Raw genomic sequence first — 13337 nt, forward strand, 5'->3', positions numbered from 1 at the left:
CGGCGTGACGCGATGGGTATCAGGTCGCGCGTTGCGTTTGTCGGTGTGCCATTAGTTGGCTTGCAGCATCTTCCCAGTTGCGGCCATCGAACTGCTGACGCGGTAGTGCGGCCAGATCAATGTCATCCACGCAGCGCAGATTGACCACCCACATGTGCGGTGCGATGCGCGGATTACTGAAGGTGCTGGTACCGCATTGGCTGCAGAAGAAATGCTTGGCCGTGCGAGTGCCGAACTTGTAGGTGGCCAGGCTTTCATCACCGGAAATGACGCGGAACTGTTCATTCCCCACCGCGTGCCAGAGCGCGCCTTTGCGGTGACAGATGGAGCAGTTGCATTCCAGGATGCCGGTGACCGGCGTATCGAACTGGAAGGTGATGTTGCCGCAGTGGCATGAACCGTTACGCGTTTGCACGGAGATTCTCCAGTGATGCAGACGGGGCCAGCGTTGGCGGTTTGCTGGCAGGTGAGAGCTGGCGGTGGCGCCGGCCGGAGCAACGATACCGCGTCATCCGCGATGGGTCAGCCGCGCTCAGGCTGGGGGAGTAGCCGCCGCTCCATTGGCTGGTAAACCAGGCCTGCCGATTCGGCCACATCCCCGCTGCAATGGAAGCCATAGCTCAGGTAGGCGGGGACCGAGGGGAGAGAGGCGCTCACGGTCACCTGATCGCCACGCGCATGGTTCAGTGCCTCGGCCACCAGCCGACGGCCGACGCCGCTGCGCTGCTGGCCCGGGGCAATGAACAACATGGCAATGTGCCGACCCTGTTTGAGTTCAATCAGCCCGATCACCTGGTTTGCGACCTCGGCGAGCAGCATTACGTTGTCCTGGTCTTTGCGCATGGCGAATGCATCCGCCGCAGCAATCTTCTGGAAAGTCGCAATGCCTTCATCACCCAACGTAGGCGCCACCGACGCCATGAACGCGGCCATGCAAAGGCTGCTGGCGGTGTCGAGGTCGTCGTGGGTGAGAGGCCGGATATGCATGCATGTGCTCGTATGGTGCGGTGGGTTTCAGTAAATCAGGATGCCCTATGCCGCGGGCTTCTTGAAGGCCATGCCGACGCTGGCCGGTGCGGTGAGTGAGAAACCAAACTGCTGATAGAGCCGGTACGCTTCGCCATCGGCCAGCAGACTGACATATGCCGATGGCGGCACTTCCCGTTCGATGTAAGCGCTGATCTCGTGCATGACCCTCTTGCCCAGACCTCGCCCTTGATGCGCGGGCAACACGGCGATATCCACTACTTGATAAAAGGTGCCGCCGTCACCGATTACCCGGCCCATCGCCACTGTTTCGCCCGCGCACAGTACCTGCACTGCAAACAGTGAGTTGGGCAACCCACGAGCTGCGGCTTCCAGTGTCTTCGCGCTGAGCCCGGCGGATTGGCGCAGGTGCCGGTAGGTTTCGATGGAGGGAATGTCGTGGGTAAAGCGGTAGATGGATTCAGTCATTGAAATTCGTAGGAGCGGGCCGAGTTACGCGATGGGTGTCTGGTCAGCAGCGTGGTGGTTCAGGCTGGCATCGTTAGTGGCACATACACTTCATGCCACAGCGTTACTTTGCCCGCGTCGTTAAACTGCATGAGCAACATCGCGCGAAACCGTTCGGTGCGCCCATCGCCGTAGGCAATCCGCGCGCGCATCGAGAACACCACGGACGCGCCATCAACCAGTGTGTGATCGATCTCGTAGTCGATGCCCACCATGTCGGCCTTCATGTCATTGAGGAATTCCAGATAGTTCGCGTGTGTGGCTTCGTACCGGCGGCCGTTGGGTTCGACAATGAAATGCTCGGCGAAGCACTGGCCGATCAACGCTTCAGTCAGCGAGGCATCCCTGTTGAGGTGTTTCCTGTTCCAGTCGAGTACGGCATGTGCGAGTTGGAGAGAGTGATTGTGATCCGTCGTCATTCGAATAATTCGCTGGCTGAAGAGGGTTCATGTCGCCTCTTTGAGAGGCGCTGAGCGGCGCATTCCACGGGGCGGCCTGATGATGCCACGGCCAGTGAATGGGTACTGGCGTTGCGATGGAATCCTCGCTGTTTTCGGAATGCGTCCGTGGGCCGGCCATTGTCGTCGAGCACGCTTTCGTCCAGAAGGGCGTAATGCCTTTCCCGCCATGCCAGCGGTGATACCTGGAATGCGATTCCTGCCTGTTGCAGGAGCTTTTCGGCCTCATCCAGTGTGTTGAATGTGAGGCGCAGGAAATCAGCGCGTGCACGTTGCTGCCGCAGCGCCGGTTCGTTGAGTTTGAACCAAGCTTTCCAGGAGACGATTGCGCGCCCCTCAAGCAGATCTTTGAAATAGACGGGATGTTCCGGAAGCCTGCGGCACGCGGCGACAGGGAAAGCGGAACGTTGAATGGCCCCGCTGCTAGACGCCGCTGTGGATGCGGGTAGCGTTGAGCTGGGGGAAGCGGTCGATGATGGTCACCGCCTGATCCCAGTGGCCGTGATGGATGATCGGCAGGATCACGACGGGCAGCTCCTTGAAGCGGAATTCCACGCTGTGGTCAGACGCCGATTTGAGGGTGATCAGGGTCGGCATGCGCCCGTTTCTGAGGTGCCAGACGAGCTCCTCGATCACATCGTTCCAGGCTTCTTTCTCCAGATCATCGATCCATTCCATGCGTACCAGACGTCCGGACTAAGCCGGTCGCGCGAACGCCATCGGCTTGGAGGAAAGTGCGGGCGACGTCTGGCGGTAACCCGATCCTGTGCCGAAGCCGCTCGGTGCGTACTGCGCAATGCCGGCTGATGATGCCACAGCATTGGCCGGATGTTGCCCGGCCGGATAGGTGATGCTTGTTGCACAGGCCGCGTGCGACTTACCTGAATACCATCGTCGCAAGTCCCGTCAGCCCGAGCAGGCTAAGGGCGCTGACCTTGATCCAGAGGATTGCCAGCAAAAAGCTGGTGCCAGTGCCGTTTGATTGCCTGCCATGCGCCAGCAGCCGACGTATCAGGATCACGAGATAGGCGACCAGCGTGACCAGTACCGCCGTGTAGGCAGTCGCAGAGCCGACCGTTGCAGTGAGGATCTTCTGCAACGCCATGGCGAGGACAAACCAACCAAAGCTGCCCAACGCGCCATACATCATGAAGGTTTCCATGATCGAGAGCGGTTGCGGAAGCGGCGAGGCCTCCCTCAGCTTGCTGGCCTGTTGGAGTGAAGCCTCATCGGTACCGCGCGTTTGGAGCTCTTCGCGCAGCACCGCTTCGGCCCACGGTTCGAGCGCCTGTTCACTCCACATCTGCATCAGATGGGAGGTGTCCATCGCGCCGAAGCGCGAGCGCAACGCTGCCTGCTGTTCCATTGTTCCTTCCCTGGTGGGGCGAATTGCTTTGCTTGATGGTCTACTGCCGCGTCTTTTCGTAAACCGCTGCGACCTGAGCGAGGCTTGGGTTGGACATTCCCATGCCGTTGATGAACACCGCCGGCGCACCTTGTTTGAATACCTCGACGGTGCGATCCACCGCAGCCCGCTGCTCGGCACTGGGGTTGGCTATGTTGAAGTCAATGGAGTTGCCGCGTGCCACCCGGATGCCTTGGTCCTGCAATGCCTGGATAAGGGCTTCCGCCCGTTGCGCCTGCTCGGAAGGGCAGTTGGCCGGCGCCAGGACAAGTACGGTGTTGGGCGGCGTGTTGCCCGGCATTTCCACCGAGATAAAACCATCGCTGCTGACCACGCTGCCTGCAGTAACTGCTGCGTGGTCGGACGGCACACGCTTGCTCCACCAGTTGACGCCGCCTGCCAGGCCCAGAGCCAGCAGAAGAATCATCCACAAACGCATCTTCATCTCCTTGTGTGCGGTAGTTCGAATCAGTTTGAAGCGCGGCTTCTCAATACTTCATCCGGGCATCGGTTTGCTTGACCGCGCTTCGGCTGCGCTGCCACTCGCAAGTGCCGATAGCGTCGTGACCGACCTGTCACGCTGCAGACGTTGGCATGACTATCCCCCCGCATGGCAACCCAGCTTGTCCCCGCCGCGCGGCGCCCAGCGTACAAGAACACGATGAGCGGTGGGAGGGGGTTGGGGGTGAACCGCGTTGCCCGCAATCGCGGCCGGGACCGGGGCGTCAAACGAAGCCGCTGGATAACAAAAGCCCGGGAAATCCCGGGCTTTTGCATCAATCCGATTTCAACAACCAGCCCATCACTCGATCGGCTGGTCCAGCATCAGCTGGCGTGCGAAACGCACTGGCGGTGCGCCGTACGACAGGATTTGGTCGTGGTACGCCTTCAGGTTGAAGTTGGCGCCCTGCTTTTCTTCCACGGCCTTGCGCGTATCGAAGTGTTCCTGAGCGCCAACGAAGTACGTCGGCAGCTGGGCCGAGGTGAGCTGGGCGCGGATCCACTTGCCCGAAGCTTCGCTTTCCTGCTGGAAGGCGTCGTGGGTCATCAGGTGCATGGCCTGATCGCGGCTCCAGTTGTCCACGTGCACGCCTTGGTCGAGGATCGCGTTGGCGATGGTGCGCAGGTAGAACTTCAGCTGCACCAGGTGGAACAGCGGGTCGTTATCCAGATAACCCTGTTCCTGCATCATGCGCTCGGTGTACACCGCCCAGCCTTCGGCAAACAGGCCCGAACGCAGCACGGCGCGCAGCGTCGATGGGAACTTGCCCGAATGCCAGCCTTCCAGGTAATGGCCCGGCGTGCCCTCGTGGATGGAGAGCAGGTGGATCATGCGGCTGTTGTATTCGCGCAGGAACGAATCCACCTGCTTGTCGTTCCAGTCGTCCGGAATCGGCGAGACGGCGTAGAAGGTCTTCAGGTTCTTGTCGAGCGGGCCGGGCGAATCGCAATACGCCACGGCCACGCCACGCTGGAATTCCGGCATCAGGATGATGTCCACCGGCGCATCGGGCAGGGTCATCAGGTCATGCTTGCGCACGAATTCGGTGGATTGCGCCAACGACGCCTTGGCATCGTCTACGACCTTGTCGCGTGCGGGCTTTTCGGCATAGGCCAGTTCCAGCGCCGCCTCGATGGCCGTCTGCTGTTGGTCATCCGTCGGGTTGGCCGGCATTTCCGGTGCGCCCGGCTTGTCCTTCAGTACCACTTGGGCGATGCCGTACATGTCGGTACGTACACGTGCCAGCTCGGCACGGGCACGCTCGCCGATCTCGGCGCGCGACAGCGAGGAGTTGAGCGAGAACTTCAGCTTCTGGTCGTACTTTTCCGCACCGATGCGGAACTCACCCTTGGCGTTCGGCACCAGGGTCTTGTCCAGCCACGTCTGCTGCTCTTCGACGGCGGTGGTGAGGTTGGCGATGGCGGTCTTCAGGCGCTCCTGGTCGGCGGCTTCGAGCTGGCCGATGTTGGGCACGATGAAGGTTTCCACCAGGCTGAGGATGCCGCGGTTCTGCTTGGACACGGTTTCAGCATGGATCTTCGGCACGCGGGCCGGATCAAGGTTGGTACGGGCGGCGGCGAAGATCTGCGGAATCTTCTCGATGCGTGCGGTGGCCGACTTCAGGCGCTCGGGCAGCGGCGCGAACTCGCGGGCCATCAAGCCGTAAATGGCGCTGCCGGCCAGGCCGTTGTAGGTCTGCGGGTCCCACTTCCACGACTGCAGGGTTTCGTTGTTCCAGATGTCCGACTGCAGCTGGTTGCGCAGGATCGCGGCATCCACCTGGTTTTCGCGGCCGAGCTTGCTGACGTCGATCTTTTCCAGATCGGCGAGCAGGGCCTTGCTGGCCTCCAGGCTCTTCTGCTGGCCGGCGGCGCTCAGGTCGTCGAGCTCGCTGTCGTAACGGTGGTCACCGATCTGGGTGGCGCCGACCGGGGACAACTGCATCCACGTATCCAGTGCCTTCTTCGACAGTTCGGCGAACTGTGCATCGGCCTGGCTTTGGCCGGCTTGTTCGGCAGCGGCGGTGGGAGCGTTGGGGGCTTCGCCACTCTGGCAGCCGGCCAGAGCGGCAAGCAGGGCGGCGGCGAGCAGGTGCTTGCGCATCGGTAATCCTGGAACTTTGGGGAATCCCCGAGCATAGGCGGACTGGGCCGGTGCCGCACATGCCTTTGGTTGGGCGGACCTTGCCGAAGCGGGCGGTTTGCGTCCCTGTCCTTGGCGACGGTTGAGTGCCCGGCGATGACGGCATCCACACTTTCTTAGCGTTCGTATTCAGGCTTGCCGCTATGCTTCCCGCGCTGCCGGGTGGCCGGCACCAACTTTTCAGGGAACACGGAAGCATGAAGCGTTTGCAGGGAAATGGCTGGGTATTGAGTGCGGGACTGGGCGTGCTAATGGCGTTGGCCGGTTGCGCCCAACATGACATGGCAGCCGAAGCGAGCGCGGCGCCGGCCGAAGCGCTGCAGTCACCCGATGGTGCGTTCTTGGCCTACGAGCACACCGTGCAGTTGCGGCTGCCGGGCAAGGACATCGCGCCCCGGGTGAAGGCTGTGACCGAAGCCTGCCAAAGCGCGAAGTTCGGCGATTGCGCGGTGCTCAATGTGTCGCAGCAGGCCGGCGACGCGCCCAGTGGCTCGGTGCAGGTGCGCATCGCGCCCAAGGGTGTGGAGCCACTGATCGCGCTGGCCAGCGACAAGGGCGAGCTGACCACGCGCAACACGCAGGCGGAAGATCTTGCGCAACAGGTTGCCGAAACCCAACTGACCCAGGCGCGCTTGAAGAACGAACACGAGCGCTTGGTCGAGTATCAGCAGCGGCGTGATCTGGTCGTTGCGGATCTGCTCACCATCTCGCAGCGCCTGTCGGAAATTGAAGCAGGATTGGAACAGGCCAATCGTGCGTCGGCGCAACAGCACCGCCGCATAGACACGCAGTTGGTCACGATCAGCCTGGAATCGACCAGCAGCCAGCGCAACCGCAGCGAGATTGGCCGCGCATTGGGTGACTTCGGCGAGATCTTCAGCACCAGCCTGGCCTATGTCATCCGCGTCGTTGCCGGCTTGCTGCCGGTGGCGATCATCGGCGGCTTCGTGTTGTGGCTGGCACGTGCGTGGTGGCGTCGCCGCCGCACCAAGCGCGCGGCCAAGCCGTAAGGCAAACAATGACGGCGCCGAAAGGCGCCGTTGTTCTTCATGCACTGCAGGAACAGCCGGTTACGAATGCAGACGCAGCTCGGGAATGTTCTTCTCGTGCAGCGCGAATAGCTCCTGAAATTCTTCTTCGGTCAACTCGTCGGGCAGATACACCGCCACCTTGCCGGCAACACCGTTCTGGTCCACGCGTTCGCGTGGGCCGGCACGTAGGGACACCTCGCGGTCCTTCCAGGTGATGACCATGGGCGCTTCTTCCCACTGCGTCACTTCGACGTTCTTGCTGTCCCAGATGATGACGATCGTATACATGCGGTTACCTGCCTTCAGTTGCGCGTTCGCTGGTGATGGTGGCGCCTTCGCGCATCACCAGGGTGACGGGTGTGCGCGACACCACGTCGAGCAGACGATCCCATTGTTCTTCGGACAACGGGCCGGTCGCGGCGAGTATGCGGTGCACCTGCAGCTTACCGGCTTCATCACGGCTGGAACTCAACTGCGCACTGAACTCACCCAGGTCCCAGCCTTTTTTCTCTGCATACATACGCAAGGTAATCGCGGTGCATGCGGCCAATGATGCGAGGTACAGATCGAACGGCGCCAGCCCCGCATCCTGCCCGCCAAGACTGGCGGGTTCATCGGCCACCAGGCTGTGCTTGCCGTTGCTGATCTGATGGGCGTAGTTGGTGCCCGACGATTGAATGCTGACGTGAGCCATGTGGCGTCTCCGGTTGTGCAGGTGCAGTCACGTTAGTGCTTGCCTGTGACCGCCGGTAGTCTGCATTCGGTGGTCGCACCGTTCTGTGAAGTGAACGATGCGGCCAGAGTGCCGTGATTCGGGTAGCCCGTGTGAGCGCAGCGCACCCGGTGAATGGTTTGCTGGAATTCTGTGGATGCTCGCGGAGAGCCCCGGGTGCGGTTGTGCTTACCCGGGCTACGGGGCAGCGCATATGGCTTGCGGGCTTACTTGCCGATACGTACCGGCAGCGGAATGTTGCACAGGTCGATATGCCCGGCGGCGCGCTTGTAGAAGCCATCCACGCGGTTGCGACGGGCTTCCACTGCGTCAGCGAAGGTCTTGGAATCCGTGCGCAGTACCTGCAGCGGCACGCGTTGGTCGGCCGGCAGTTCACTGGCCAATTGGACGGAGACGATCGGTGTGCGTTCGGCCGCGTTTTCGTAGAAGCCCATCGGGTCGGGGCCGCGCTTGATCGTGCTGAGCAGTTCCATGCCCTTGAGCACGCGGCCGACCAAGGTGATGTTGCGGTCGAGCTGGCGTGGCGACTGACCGGTGACGACATACAACTCGGCGCCCACGCTGCTGTCTTCGTCGTTGTTGCGGCCTGCACCCAGCGCGCCGTAACAGTGCGCCAGCCACGTTTGTTCGCCATCACTGCCCACCGCGAAGTCACCCACAAAACCGGTCTTGCTGGCCCAGCCATCGCGGTCGGGCAGGGCGGTAAACGCCAGGCCCTTGGCCGGGCGCTGGAACTCGGCCGGCAGATGCTTCTTGGCGCTGCCCATCGACTTGGCCTTGGCGCTGTCGTCGGCATCCACGTCGCCGAACTGCACGACGAAGTTGTCCTGTGAGCGATAGATGCTTAGCCCATCCCAGAAGTGCTCGCGCGCCATCGTGCGGATGTTGCCTGCATGTTCGGGGGCGAATTCCGGCGCCAGCTCGATGATGACGCGGCCGCCTTCCAGATTCATGTACAGCGTGTTCTCCGGCGCCGGGGTGTGCCAGTCGCTGGCCGGCGAGGCCTCGATGATTTCCTGCGCGCTGCGGTACTTGGCGGGTGCATCGGCGGCCAGCAACGGCAGCGGGGAGAGCATCAGGGCCAGGGCCAACAGCGAAGGGCGAAGCGTCATCGGGAAGATTCCGTTAGTTGGATATGGAGATTCTGAGGGGCTCGGAACAGCGTTGCCAGTGCACTGGCGGGGGTATCTGGTATACGCGAGGATAGACGGCTTTTGGTCAAGGAGTGTCCATGTTCTCTCGTATCTTCCGCCGACTTTTCAATGTATCCAGTTCCGCCGGTACATCGGCCACGGGGGCGTCTGAGGGGGCATCGCCTCACGCTCGGGGTCTTGAGGCTACGGCTTCACACGGTTCGGCAGAGACCGTTGCAAAGGATTTGTTGGGCGCCGCGTTGCTCCATATCAGGGGCCCGGAAATCGCGGCTTCGCGGTGGATTTCAGACCAGCCCGCAGCACGGCTCCCCGATCTGGATATGCGCTTGCGCAGCTGGTCGATAGGGGCATTTGCACAATGGCCGAAGCAAGCGAATGGCTTGCCTTCGTTGGAGGAGTTGGACGATGCCACGCGTCAGGCTCTGCTGTTTGTCGGGGGCTGCCACTCAGATGGGCGTTTTCGACAGGCAATTTTGACGGAAGGGGAGTTGTGGCCGGGACGGCTGATGCTTTCACTGGCGTTGATTCGAGCCAATGATTGGGCAGCACCCGTAAGGCTGGCGGCACAGGACGTGGTTATGCATCTGCTTGAGCATTGTGACGAGCAGGCGGTGTTGGACGCGTGGCCTCTTGTATTGCGTTTAGTGGATGGCGAGCGGGTGGATGCGCAGTGGATCCAGCAAGGGCCGCTGGAGTGGCTGCTGCAACCCGGTCGACGGAATCTTCTGGAGGCGTTGCTTCGTAGCAACTGTCCGCGCACGCGTGTTTGGGCGCATGCAATCGCATTTGCGTTGGATGAGTCCTGGAGCCGGGAGCTTCGTTGGAACGCTGTCCTGGATGCCCATCCAACGATTGCGTTGCATGCTTTTCAGTGCGGGCTGCAGGATGCTACTGCGGGGGAGAAGCAGGCACTCGCACGGCATGCACAACGGGCGCATTCCGGACCGGTGCGCTCTTTGGCATTGCGGACTTTGAGCGAGTTGCAGGTGCCTGATTTGATGCAGTTGCTGCTGTCAGCGGTGTTCGATCGCTCTGCAGGCGTGCGTGGACTCGCTGCCTGGTTGATGCGGCAGAACGGCGAACAGCCGGAGCTGTTGTGGCGGAAGGTGATTGACGAAAGATCGCCGAGACACTTGGTCGTTGCCGTTTCCGCACTTGCGGATTGTGCCGAGGCGACGGACGCGTTCCGATTTGAACAGGTGCTGGCGGGCTCATCTCCCAAGCTCGCCAGGCAATGTGTGCGCGGATGGATCCGGGCTGAAGGAGGCGCATCCTGGTCGCTGCTGTTGGCGACGCTGGTGATGGACGACCGCGTGATTGGAAGGCTCTTTGACGGAGCCGGCCAGCAGTGGCAGGCGGATATCACCGCGGCGCAGCTGGAAGCACTCTGGGTGTCGGGGCCATTGGGCGATATCCCCGCGAATCGCATGCGGCAAGTGCTGGCGACAGTGCCTTTGTGGCGTCGATTGCAGTTGCTGCTGGACTACCTGCCTCCGGATTCCGCTCAGCAGGATTGGCATGGGCAGCTGATTGAGGATTGGCTGCATGGCAGCGGGGGATTCTCGCCGTTGGATGCGACTTCAAGGGAGCGGCTGCTGAGACAGCTGGCGGAGCGCCCTCATGTCATGGCCGGCGACCTGGGGGCTCGGGTCGAGCAGGCTGTTCTGGAGGCGTCCTTTAGGTAGGAGTGACTACTGGCACATCCGCTATAGCGAACTGAGTACTAGTGTTTGCTTCAGGCTAGTCCACAGGAGTGAGGGTCATGAGCGACTTGGAAGCCCATCTACGCAAGTTCCAGAAGGAGCTGAGCACCGGCACGGTGTCGCTGGCATTGCTGGCGGTGCTGGCCAAGGCGCCGGAGCCGCTGTACGGCTACCTGATTGCCAAAGAGCTGGAGCGGGTTGGCGATGGCGTACTCAGCGGCAAGCAGAGCGCGTTGTACCCGGTGCTGCGCAACCTGGAAGGGGCGGGTCTGCTGGAAAGTCACGTTGAACCGTCGGTAGCGGGACCGCCGCGGCGCTACTACCGCATCAATGACGACGGTCGCGCCGCGCTGCGGCAGTGGATCGCCGCCTGGACAGCCACCCGGAATTCGCTGGAATCCGTACTGGAGGGAATCACCTGATGAACACCGAAAACACCCCAAGAGCGCTGCCGACCACGATTCCCGAGTATCTCGAGCAGCTACGTGCCGCGCTGGCCGGTGCCGACCCGGCGATGATCCAGGACGCGCTGTACGACGCCGAGGAATACCTGCGTTCGGAGTTGGCCGAGCAGGCCGGCAAGAGCGAAGCCGAAGTGATCGCGGGCGTCGCTGGCAGTTATGGCGCGCCGGAAGAAGTAGCCGAGATCTACCGCGAGACCGAAGTCACCGTGAACCGTGCATTGCGCGCACCCGGGATGCGGATGACGCCGGCAGCGGTGGCCGCCGCTGCTGCGGCAACCTCGGCGGGCACGGCCATTCCGCCACCGCCGGCATCGCCACAACCGCGTTCGTTGGCGGCGCGTTTCTTCGGCGTGGCATTGGATCCACACACCTACGGCGCGCTGTTCTACATGCTGCTGTCGGTGGCCACGGGCACCTTCTTCTTCACCTGGGTGGTGACCGGTTTGTCGTTGTCGGTGTCGTTGCTGATCCTGATCATCGGCATCCCGATCCTGCTGCTGTTCCTGGGCTCGGTGCGCGTGTTGTCGCTGGTGGAAGGCCGCATCATCGAAACCATGCTCGGCGTGCGTATGCCACGTCGTCCCGCCTACACGGACAAAAGCCAGGGCTGGCTGGCACGCATCGGTGCCATGTTCTCCGACGGGCGTACCTGGCTGACGATGCTGTATTTCCTGCTGATGCTGCCACTGGGCACCTTGTACTTCACCATTGCCACAACGCTGCTGTCGCTGTCGTTGGCCCTGCTGTTCGCGCCGCTGGCACGGTTGTTTCTGGATCAACCGGTGGGCATCTGGATCGACGGTGTGAATGTTGCCGCAGGTTTCTGGTTGTGGCCGGTATCGGCGGCGCTGGGTGCGCTGTTGCTGTTCGCCACGTTGCATCTGGCACGCGGTATTGGCCGACTGCACGGCGCGATGGCCAAGCAGTTGCTGGTACGTCTGTAATCGGTCTGGAATGAACAAACAGAACAGGGCGCCAATGGCGCCCTGTTCTGTTTTTCAGGTGCGGCAACAGCCGCGAAGCTGCAGGATCAGGCCGCTCGCACGAGTGCCGACGTTGCCTTGCGAACCACTGGCAGGAGCAACAGCAACACCGGGAATGCGATGAGCCACGAAATCCCCCAGGCGCCCAGCCACTGCGACGTGAGCTGGGGCGACATGCCGATGCTCTTGAGCGTGCTGATCAGCGACACGATGCAGGTCATCAATACCGATAGCAGTAGCGGCATGACCAGCGAGCCGTAGCGCACGGGAAGTTTGGGGATGCCAAGAAAATGGGTGGATGTGTTTGAAGCGTTCACGAGTGATCTCCTTGATCCGGTCAAGCAAAGGCGCCTTTCACCCGCGAGCGGGCGAACAGCCCCGGCAGTGCCGGAGATGGTGGGCGCGTTGGTTGACGTGAACGCTTACGGCCGTCGCGAGACCCGCGATGACGGCGGGAATGTTAGGAGTCGCGGCTGCGCCTGGCAAGAAGGGCGTGGCAGATATTCTGTAGTTGCGGCGTTCTCTTGAGTTACTGGTTGGGCTATTTCGCAGCCCACACCGCGCCTGTGAATGGCTGCAGAGTTTGAATGCCCACTTACCCGCAACACCGCGTCGGCTTGACTCGGCGGTTTCAATTTCTAGAATGACTGACAGTCAGTCAGTAAGTTCCGAGTTCATGGACAAACGCACCACCATCATCGAGGCCGCCATTGCCGTGTTCGGCGAAAAGGGTGTGGAGAAAACCACGGTCTCGGACATCGTCAAACGTGCGGGCATCGCACAGGGCACCTACTACCTGTACTTCCCGTCACGGCTGGCGGTGATGGGCGGCATTGCCGAGCACGTGGTCGCACGGATGCTGCAGCGTCTGCATGCGCAACTGGACGGGCTGTCGCCGGCTGCGCAACTGGACGCATTGGCCGGCGCGATCTTCGCGGTGGTGGAAGAGCAGCATCAAGTGGTGGCGCTGCTGTACAGCGGTATGACCCAGACCGATGAAATGCGGCGCTGGGAAGCCATCTACGCCCCGCTGTACGACTGGCTGCAGCAGGTACTGGAACAGGCCCGTGCCGAAGGCGCAGTGGTTGGCAATGTGCAGCCGCGTTATGCGGCCAGGGTACTGGTCGGTGCCATCGAAGCAGCGGCCGAGCAGGTGCACCTGTACGCAGCGACTGCGCCGGATGAAGCGCGTGCGCATCGCGCGGAGCTGGAACGCTTCATCCGTGCTGGCCTGGGCCGCGATCAGGCCCTTTAATTCATCGCGTGAC

General features: G+C 61.9%; 17 protein-coding genes. 5 read left to right on the forward strand and 12 right to left on the reverse strand.

All coding sequences use genetic code 11. The annotated features are described in order from the left end of the window. Positions 1 to 19: 19 nt before the first annotated feature. The 8 genes from PAN08_RS10135 to PAN08_RS10170 all read right to left on the reverse strand — a co-directional run bounded on the left by PAN08_RS10135 (position 20) and on the right by PAN08_RS10170 (position 5962). Entirely contained in the window at positions 20 to 415 is a 396-nt protein-coding gene (locus PAN08_RS10135) for a GFA family protein (protein ID WP_269791396.1), read from the reverse strand. A gap of 107 nt (positions 416 to 522) precedes the next feature. Next, positions 523 to 987, reverse strand: a complete 465-nt coding sequence (locus PAN08_RS10140; RefSeq protein WP_269791397.1) for a GNAT family N-acetyltransferase — start codon at positions 985 to 987, stop codon at positions 523 to 525. Positions 988 to 1032: 45 nt separating this feature from the next. Then, entirely contained in the window at positions 1033 to 1455 is a 423-nt protein-coding gene (locus PAN08_RS10145) for a GNAT family N-acetyltransferase (RefSeq protein WP_269791398.1), read from the reverse strand. A gap of 59 nt (positions 1456 to 1514) precedes the next feature. Beyond that, entirely contained in the window at positions 1515 to 1913 is a 399-nt protein-coding gene (locus PAN08_RS10150) for a nuclear transport factor 2 family protein (protein WP_269791399.1), read from the reverse strand. 462 nt (positions 1914 to 2375) lie between these two features. Continuing rightward, positions 2376 to 2630 carry a hypothetical protein gene (locus PAN08_RS10155; protein WP_269791400.1) on the reverse strand — a complete coding sequence of 85 codons (255 nt, stop codon included), beginning with the start codon at positions 2628 to 2630 and terminating at the stop codon, positions 2376 to 2378. A gap of 199 nt (positions 2631 to 2829) precedes the next feature. Beyond that, complete coding sequence (locus PAN08_RS10160; RefSeq protein ID WP_269791401.1) at positions 2830 to 3318, reverse strand: hypothetical protein; 489 nt, start codon at positions 3316 to 3318, stop codon at positions 2830 to 2832. A 40-nt stretch (positions 3319 to 3358) separates the two neighbouring features. Continuing rightward, the gene (locus PAN08_RS10165; protein ID WP_269791402.1) at positions 3359 to 3796 is read right to left on the reverse strand and encodes a hypothetical protein; all 438 of its coding nucleotides are present in this window, start codon (positions 3794 to 3796) and stop codon (positions 3359 to 3361) included. A 363-nt stretch (positions 3797 to 4159) separates the two neighbouring features. After that, positions 4160 to 5962 carry a DUF885 domain-containing protein gene (locus PAN08_RS10170; RefSeq protein WP_269791403.1) on the reverse strand — a complete coding sequence of 601 codons (1803 nt, stop codon included), beginning with the start codon at positions 5960 to 5962 and terminating at the stop codon, positions 4160 to 4162. Between the two features lie 236 nt (positions 5963 to 6198). On the opposite strand from PAN08_RS10170, the gene PAN08_RS10175 reads away from it, so the two are divergent. After that, positions 6199 to 7011 (forward strand): DUF4349 domain-containing protein, encoded by an 813-nt coding sequence (locus tag PAN08_RS10175; RefSeq protein WP_269791404.1) that lies wholly within the window; start codon positions 6199 to 6201, stop codon positions 7009 to 7011. A gap of 60 nt (positions 7012 to 7071) precedes the next feature. Here the strand turns inward: PAN08_RS10175 and PAN08_RS10180 are convergent, their stop codons facing one another. From PAN08_RS10180 to PAN08_RS10190, 3 genes are all read right to left on the reverse strand, one after another. Then, on the reverse strand, positions 7072 to 7320 hold the full coding sequence (locus PAN08_RS10180) for a hypothetical protein (protein ID WP_269791405.1): 249 nt from the start codon (positions 7318 to 7320) through the stop codon (positions 7072 to 7074). A 4-nt stretch (positions 7321 to 7324) separates the two neighbouring features. Then, positions 7325 to 7726 carry an OsmC family protein gene (locus PAN08_RS10185; protein ID WP_269791406.1) on the reverse strand — a complete coding sequence of 134 codons (402 nt, stop codon included), beginning with the start codon at positions 7724 to 7726 and terminating at the stop codon, positions 7325 to 7327. A gap of 245 nt (positions 7727 to 7971) precedes the next feature. Further along, positions 7972 to 8877, reverse strand: coding sequence for a peptidylprolyl isomerase (locus tag PAN08_RS10190; protein WP_269791407.1), 906 nt, complete (start codon positions 8875 to 8877; stop codon positions 7972 to 7974). Between the two features lie 119 nt (positions 8878 to 8996). On the opposite strand from PAN08_RS10190, the gene PAN08_RS10195 reads away from it, so the two are divergent. The 3 genes from PAN08_RS10195 (at position 8997) to PAN08_RS10205 (ending at position 12030) form a co-directional block, all read left to right on the forward strand. Next, positions 8997 to 10604, forward strand: a complete 1608-nt coding sequence (locus PAN08_RS10195) for a hypothetical protein (protein ID WP_269791408.1) — start codon at positions 8997 to 8999, stop codon at positions 10602 to 10604. 77 nt (positions 10605 to 10681) lie between these two features. Next, the gene (locus PAN08_RS10200) at positions 10682 to 11044 is read left to right on the forward strand and encodes a PadR family transcriptional regulator (RefSeq protein ID WP_269791409.1); all 363 of its coding nucleotides are present in this window, start codon (positions 10682 to 10684) and stop codon (positions 11042 to 11044) included. Further along, positions 11044 to 12030: a sensor domain-containing protein gene (locus PAN08_RS10205; protein ID WP_269791410.1), complete on the forward strand. Its 987-nt coding sequence runs from the start codon at positions 11044 to 11046 to the stop codon at positions 12028 to 12030. Before PAN08_RS10200 ends, PAN08_RS10205 begins: the two co-directional genes overlap by 1 nt. An 86-nt stretch (positions 12031 to 12116) precedes the next feature. Here PAN08_RS10205 and PAN08_RS10210 read toward each other — a convergent pair whose 3' ends face one another. After that, entirely contained in the window at positions 12117 to 12386 is a 270-nt protein-coding gene (locus PAN08_RS10210) for a DUF2798 domain-containing protein (RefSeq protein ID WP_269791411.1), read from the reverse strand. Positions 12387 to 12745: 359 nt separating this feature from the next. Here PAN08_RS10210 and PAN08_RS10215 point away from each other — a divergent pair, with 359 nt between their 5' ends. Further along, on the forward strand, positions 12746 to 13324 hold the full coding sequence (locus tag PAN08_RS10215) for a TetR family transcriptional regulator (RefSeq protein ID WP_269791412.1): 579 nt from the start codon (positions 12746 to 12748) through the stop codon (positions 13322 to 13324). Positions 13325 to 13337 lie beyond the last annotated feature (13 nt).

It is taken from the genome of Stenotrophomonas sp. Iso1 (genome assembly GCF_027497995.1).
Lineage (GTDB): Bacteria > Pseudomonadota > Gammaproteobacteria > Xanthomonadales > Xanthomonadaceae > Stenotrophomonas.

Bases quoted from the DNA above. Each gene is read 5' to 3' on its own strand.
- PAN08_RS10145 (WP_269791398.1), bottom strand. From the start codon at position 1,455: ATGACTGAATCCATCTACCGCTTTACCCACGACATTCCCTCCATCGAA.
- PAN08_RS10215 (WP_269791412.1), top strand. From the start codon at position 12,746: ATGGACAAACGCACCACCATCATCGAGGCCGCCATTGCCGTGTTCGGC.
- PAN08_RS10200 (WP_269791409.1), top strand. From the start codon at position 10,682: ATGAGCGACTTGGAAGCCCATCTACGCAAGTTCCAGAAGGAGCTGAGC.
- PAN08_RS10150 (WP_269791399.1), bottom strand. From the start codon at position 1,913: ATGACGACGGATCACAATCACTCTCTCCAACTCGCACATGCCGTACTC.
- PAN08_RS10165 (WP_269791402.1), bottom strand. From the start codon at position 3,796: ATGCGTTTGTGGATGATTCTTCTGCTGGCTCTGGGCCTGGCAGGCGGC.
- PAN08_RS10140 (WP_269791397.1), bottom strand. From the start codon at position 987: ATGCATATCCGGCCTCTCACCCACGACGACCTCGACACCGCCAGCAGC.
- PAN08_RS10195 (WP_269791408.1), top strand. From the start codon at position 8,997: ATGTTCTCTCGTATCTTCCGCCGACTTTTCAATGTATCCAGTTCCGCC.
- PAN08_RS10175 (WP_269791404.1), top strand. From the start codon at position 6,199: ATGAAGCGTTTGCAGGGAAATGGCTGGGTATTGAGTGCGGGACTGGGC.
- PAN08_RS10190 (WP_269791407.1), bottom strand. From the start codon at position 8,877: ATGACGCTTCGCCCTTCGCTGTTGGCCCTGGCCCTGATGCTCTCCCCG.
- PAN08_RS10160 (WP_269791401.1), bottom strand. From the start codon at position 3,318: ATGGAACAGCAGGCAGCGTTGCGCTCGCGCTTCGGCGCGATGGACACC.
- PAN08_RS10170 (WP_269791403.1), bottom strand. From the start codon at position 5,962: ATGCGCAAGCACCTGCTCGCCGCCGCCCTGCTTGCCGCTCTGGCCGGC.
- PAN08_RS10185 (WP_269791406.1), bottom strand. From the start codon at position 7,726: ATGGCTCACGTCAGCATTCAATCGTCGGGCACCAACTACGCCCATCAG.
- PAN08_RS10205 (WP_269791410.1), top strand. From the start codon at position 11,044: ATGAACACCGAAAACACCCCAAGAGCGCTGCCGACCACGATTCCCGAG.
- PAN08_RS10155 (WP_269791400.1), bottom strand. From the start codon at position 2,630: ATGGAATGGATCGATGATCTGGAGAAAGAAGCCTGGAACGATGTGATC.
- PAN08_RS10180 (WP_269791405.1), bottom strand. From the start codon at position 7,320: ATGTATACGATCGTCATCATCTGGGACAGCAAGAACGTCGAAGTGACG.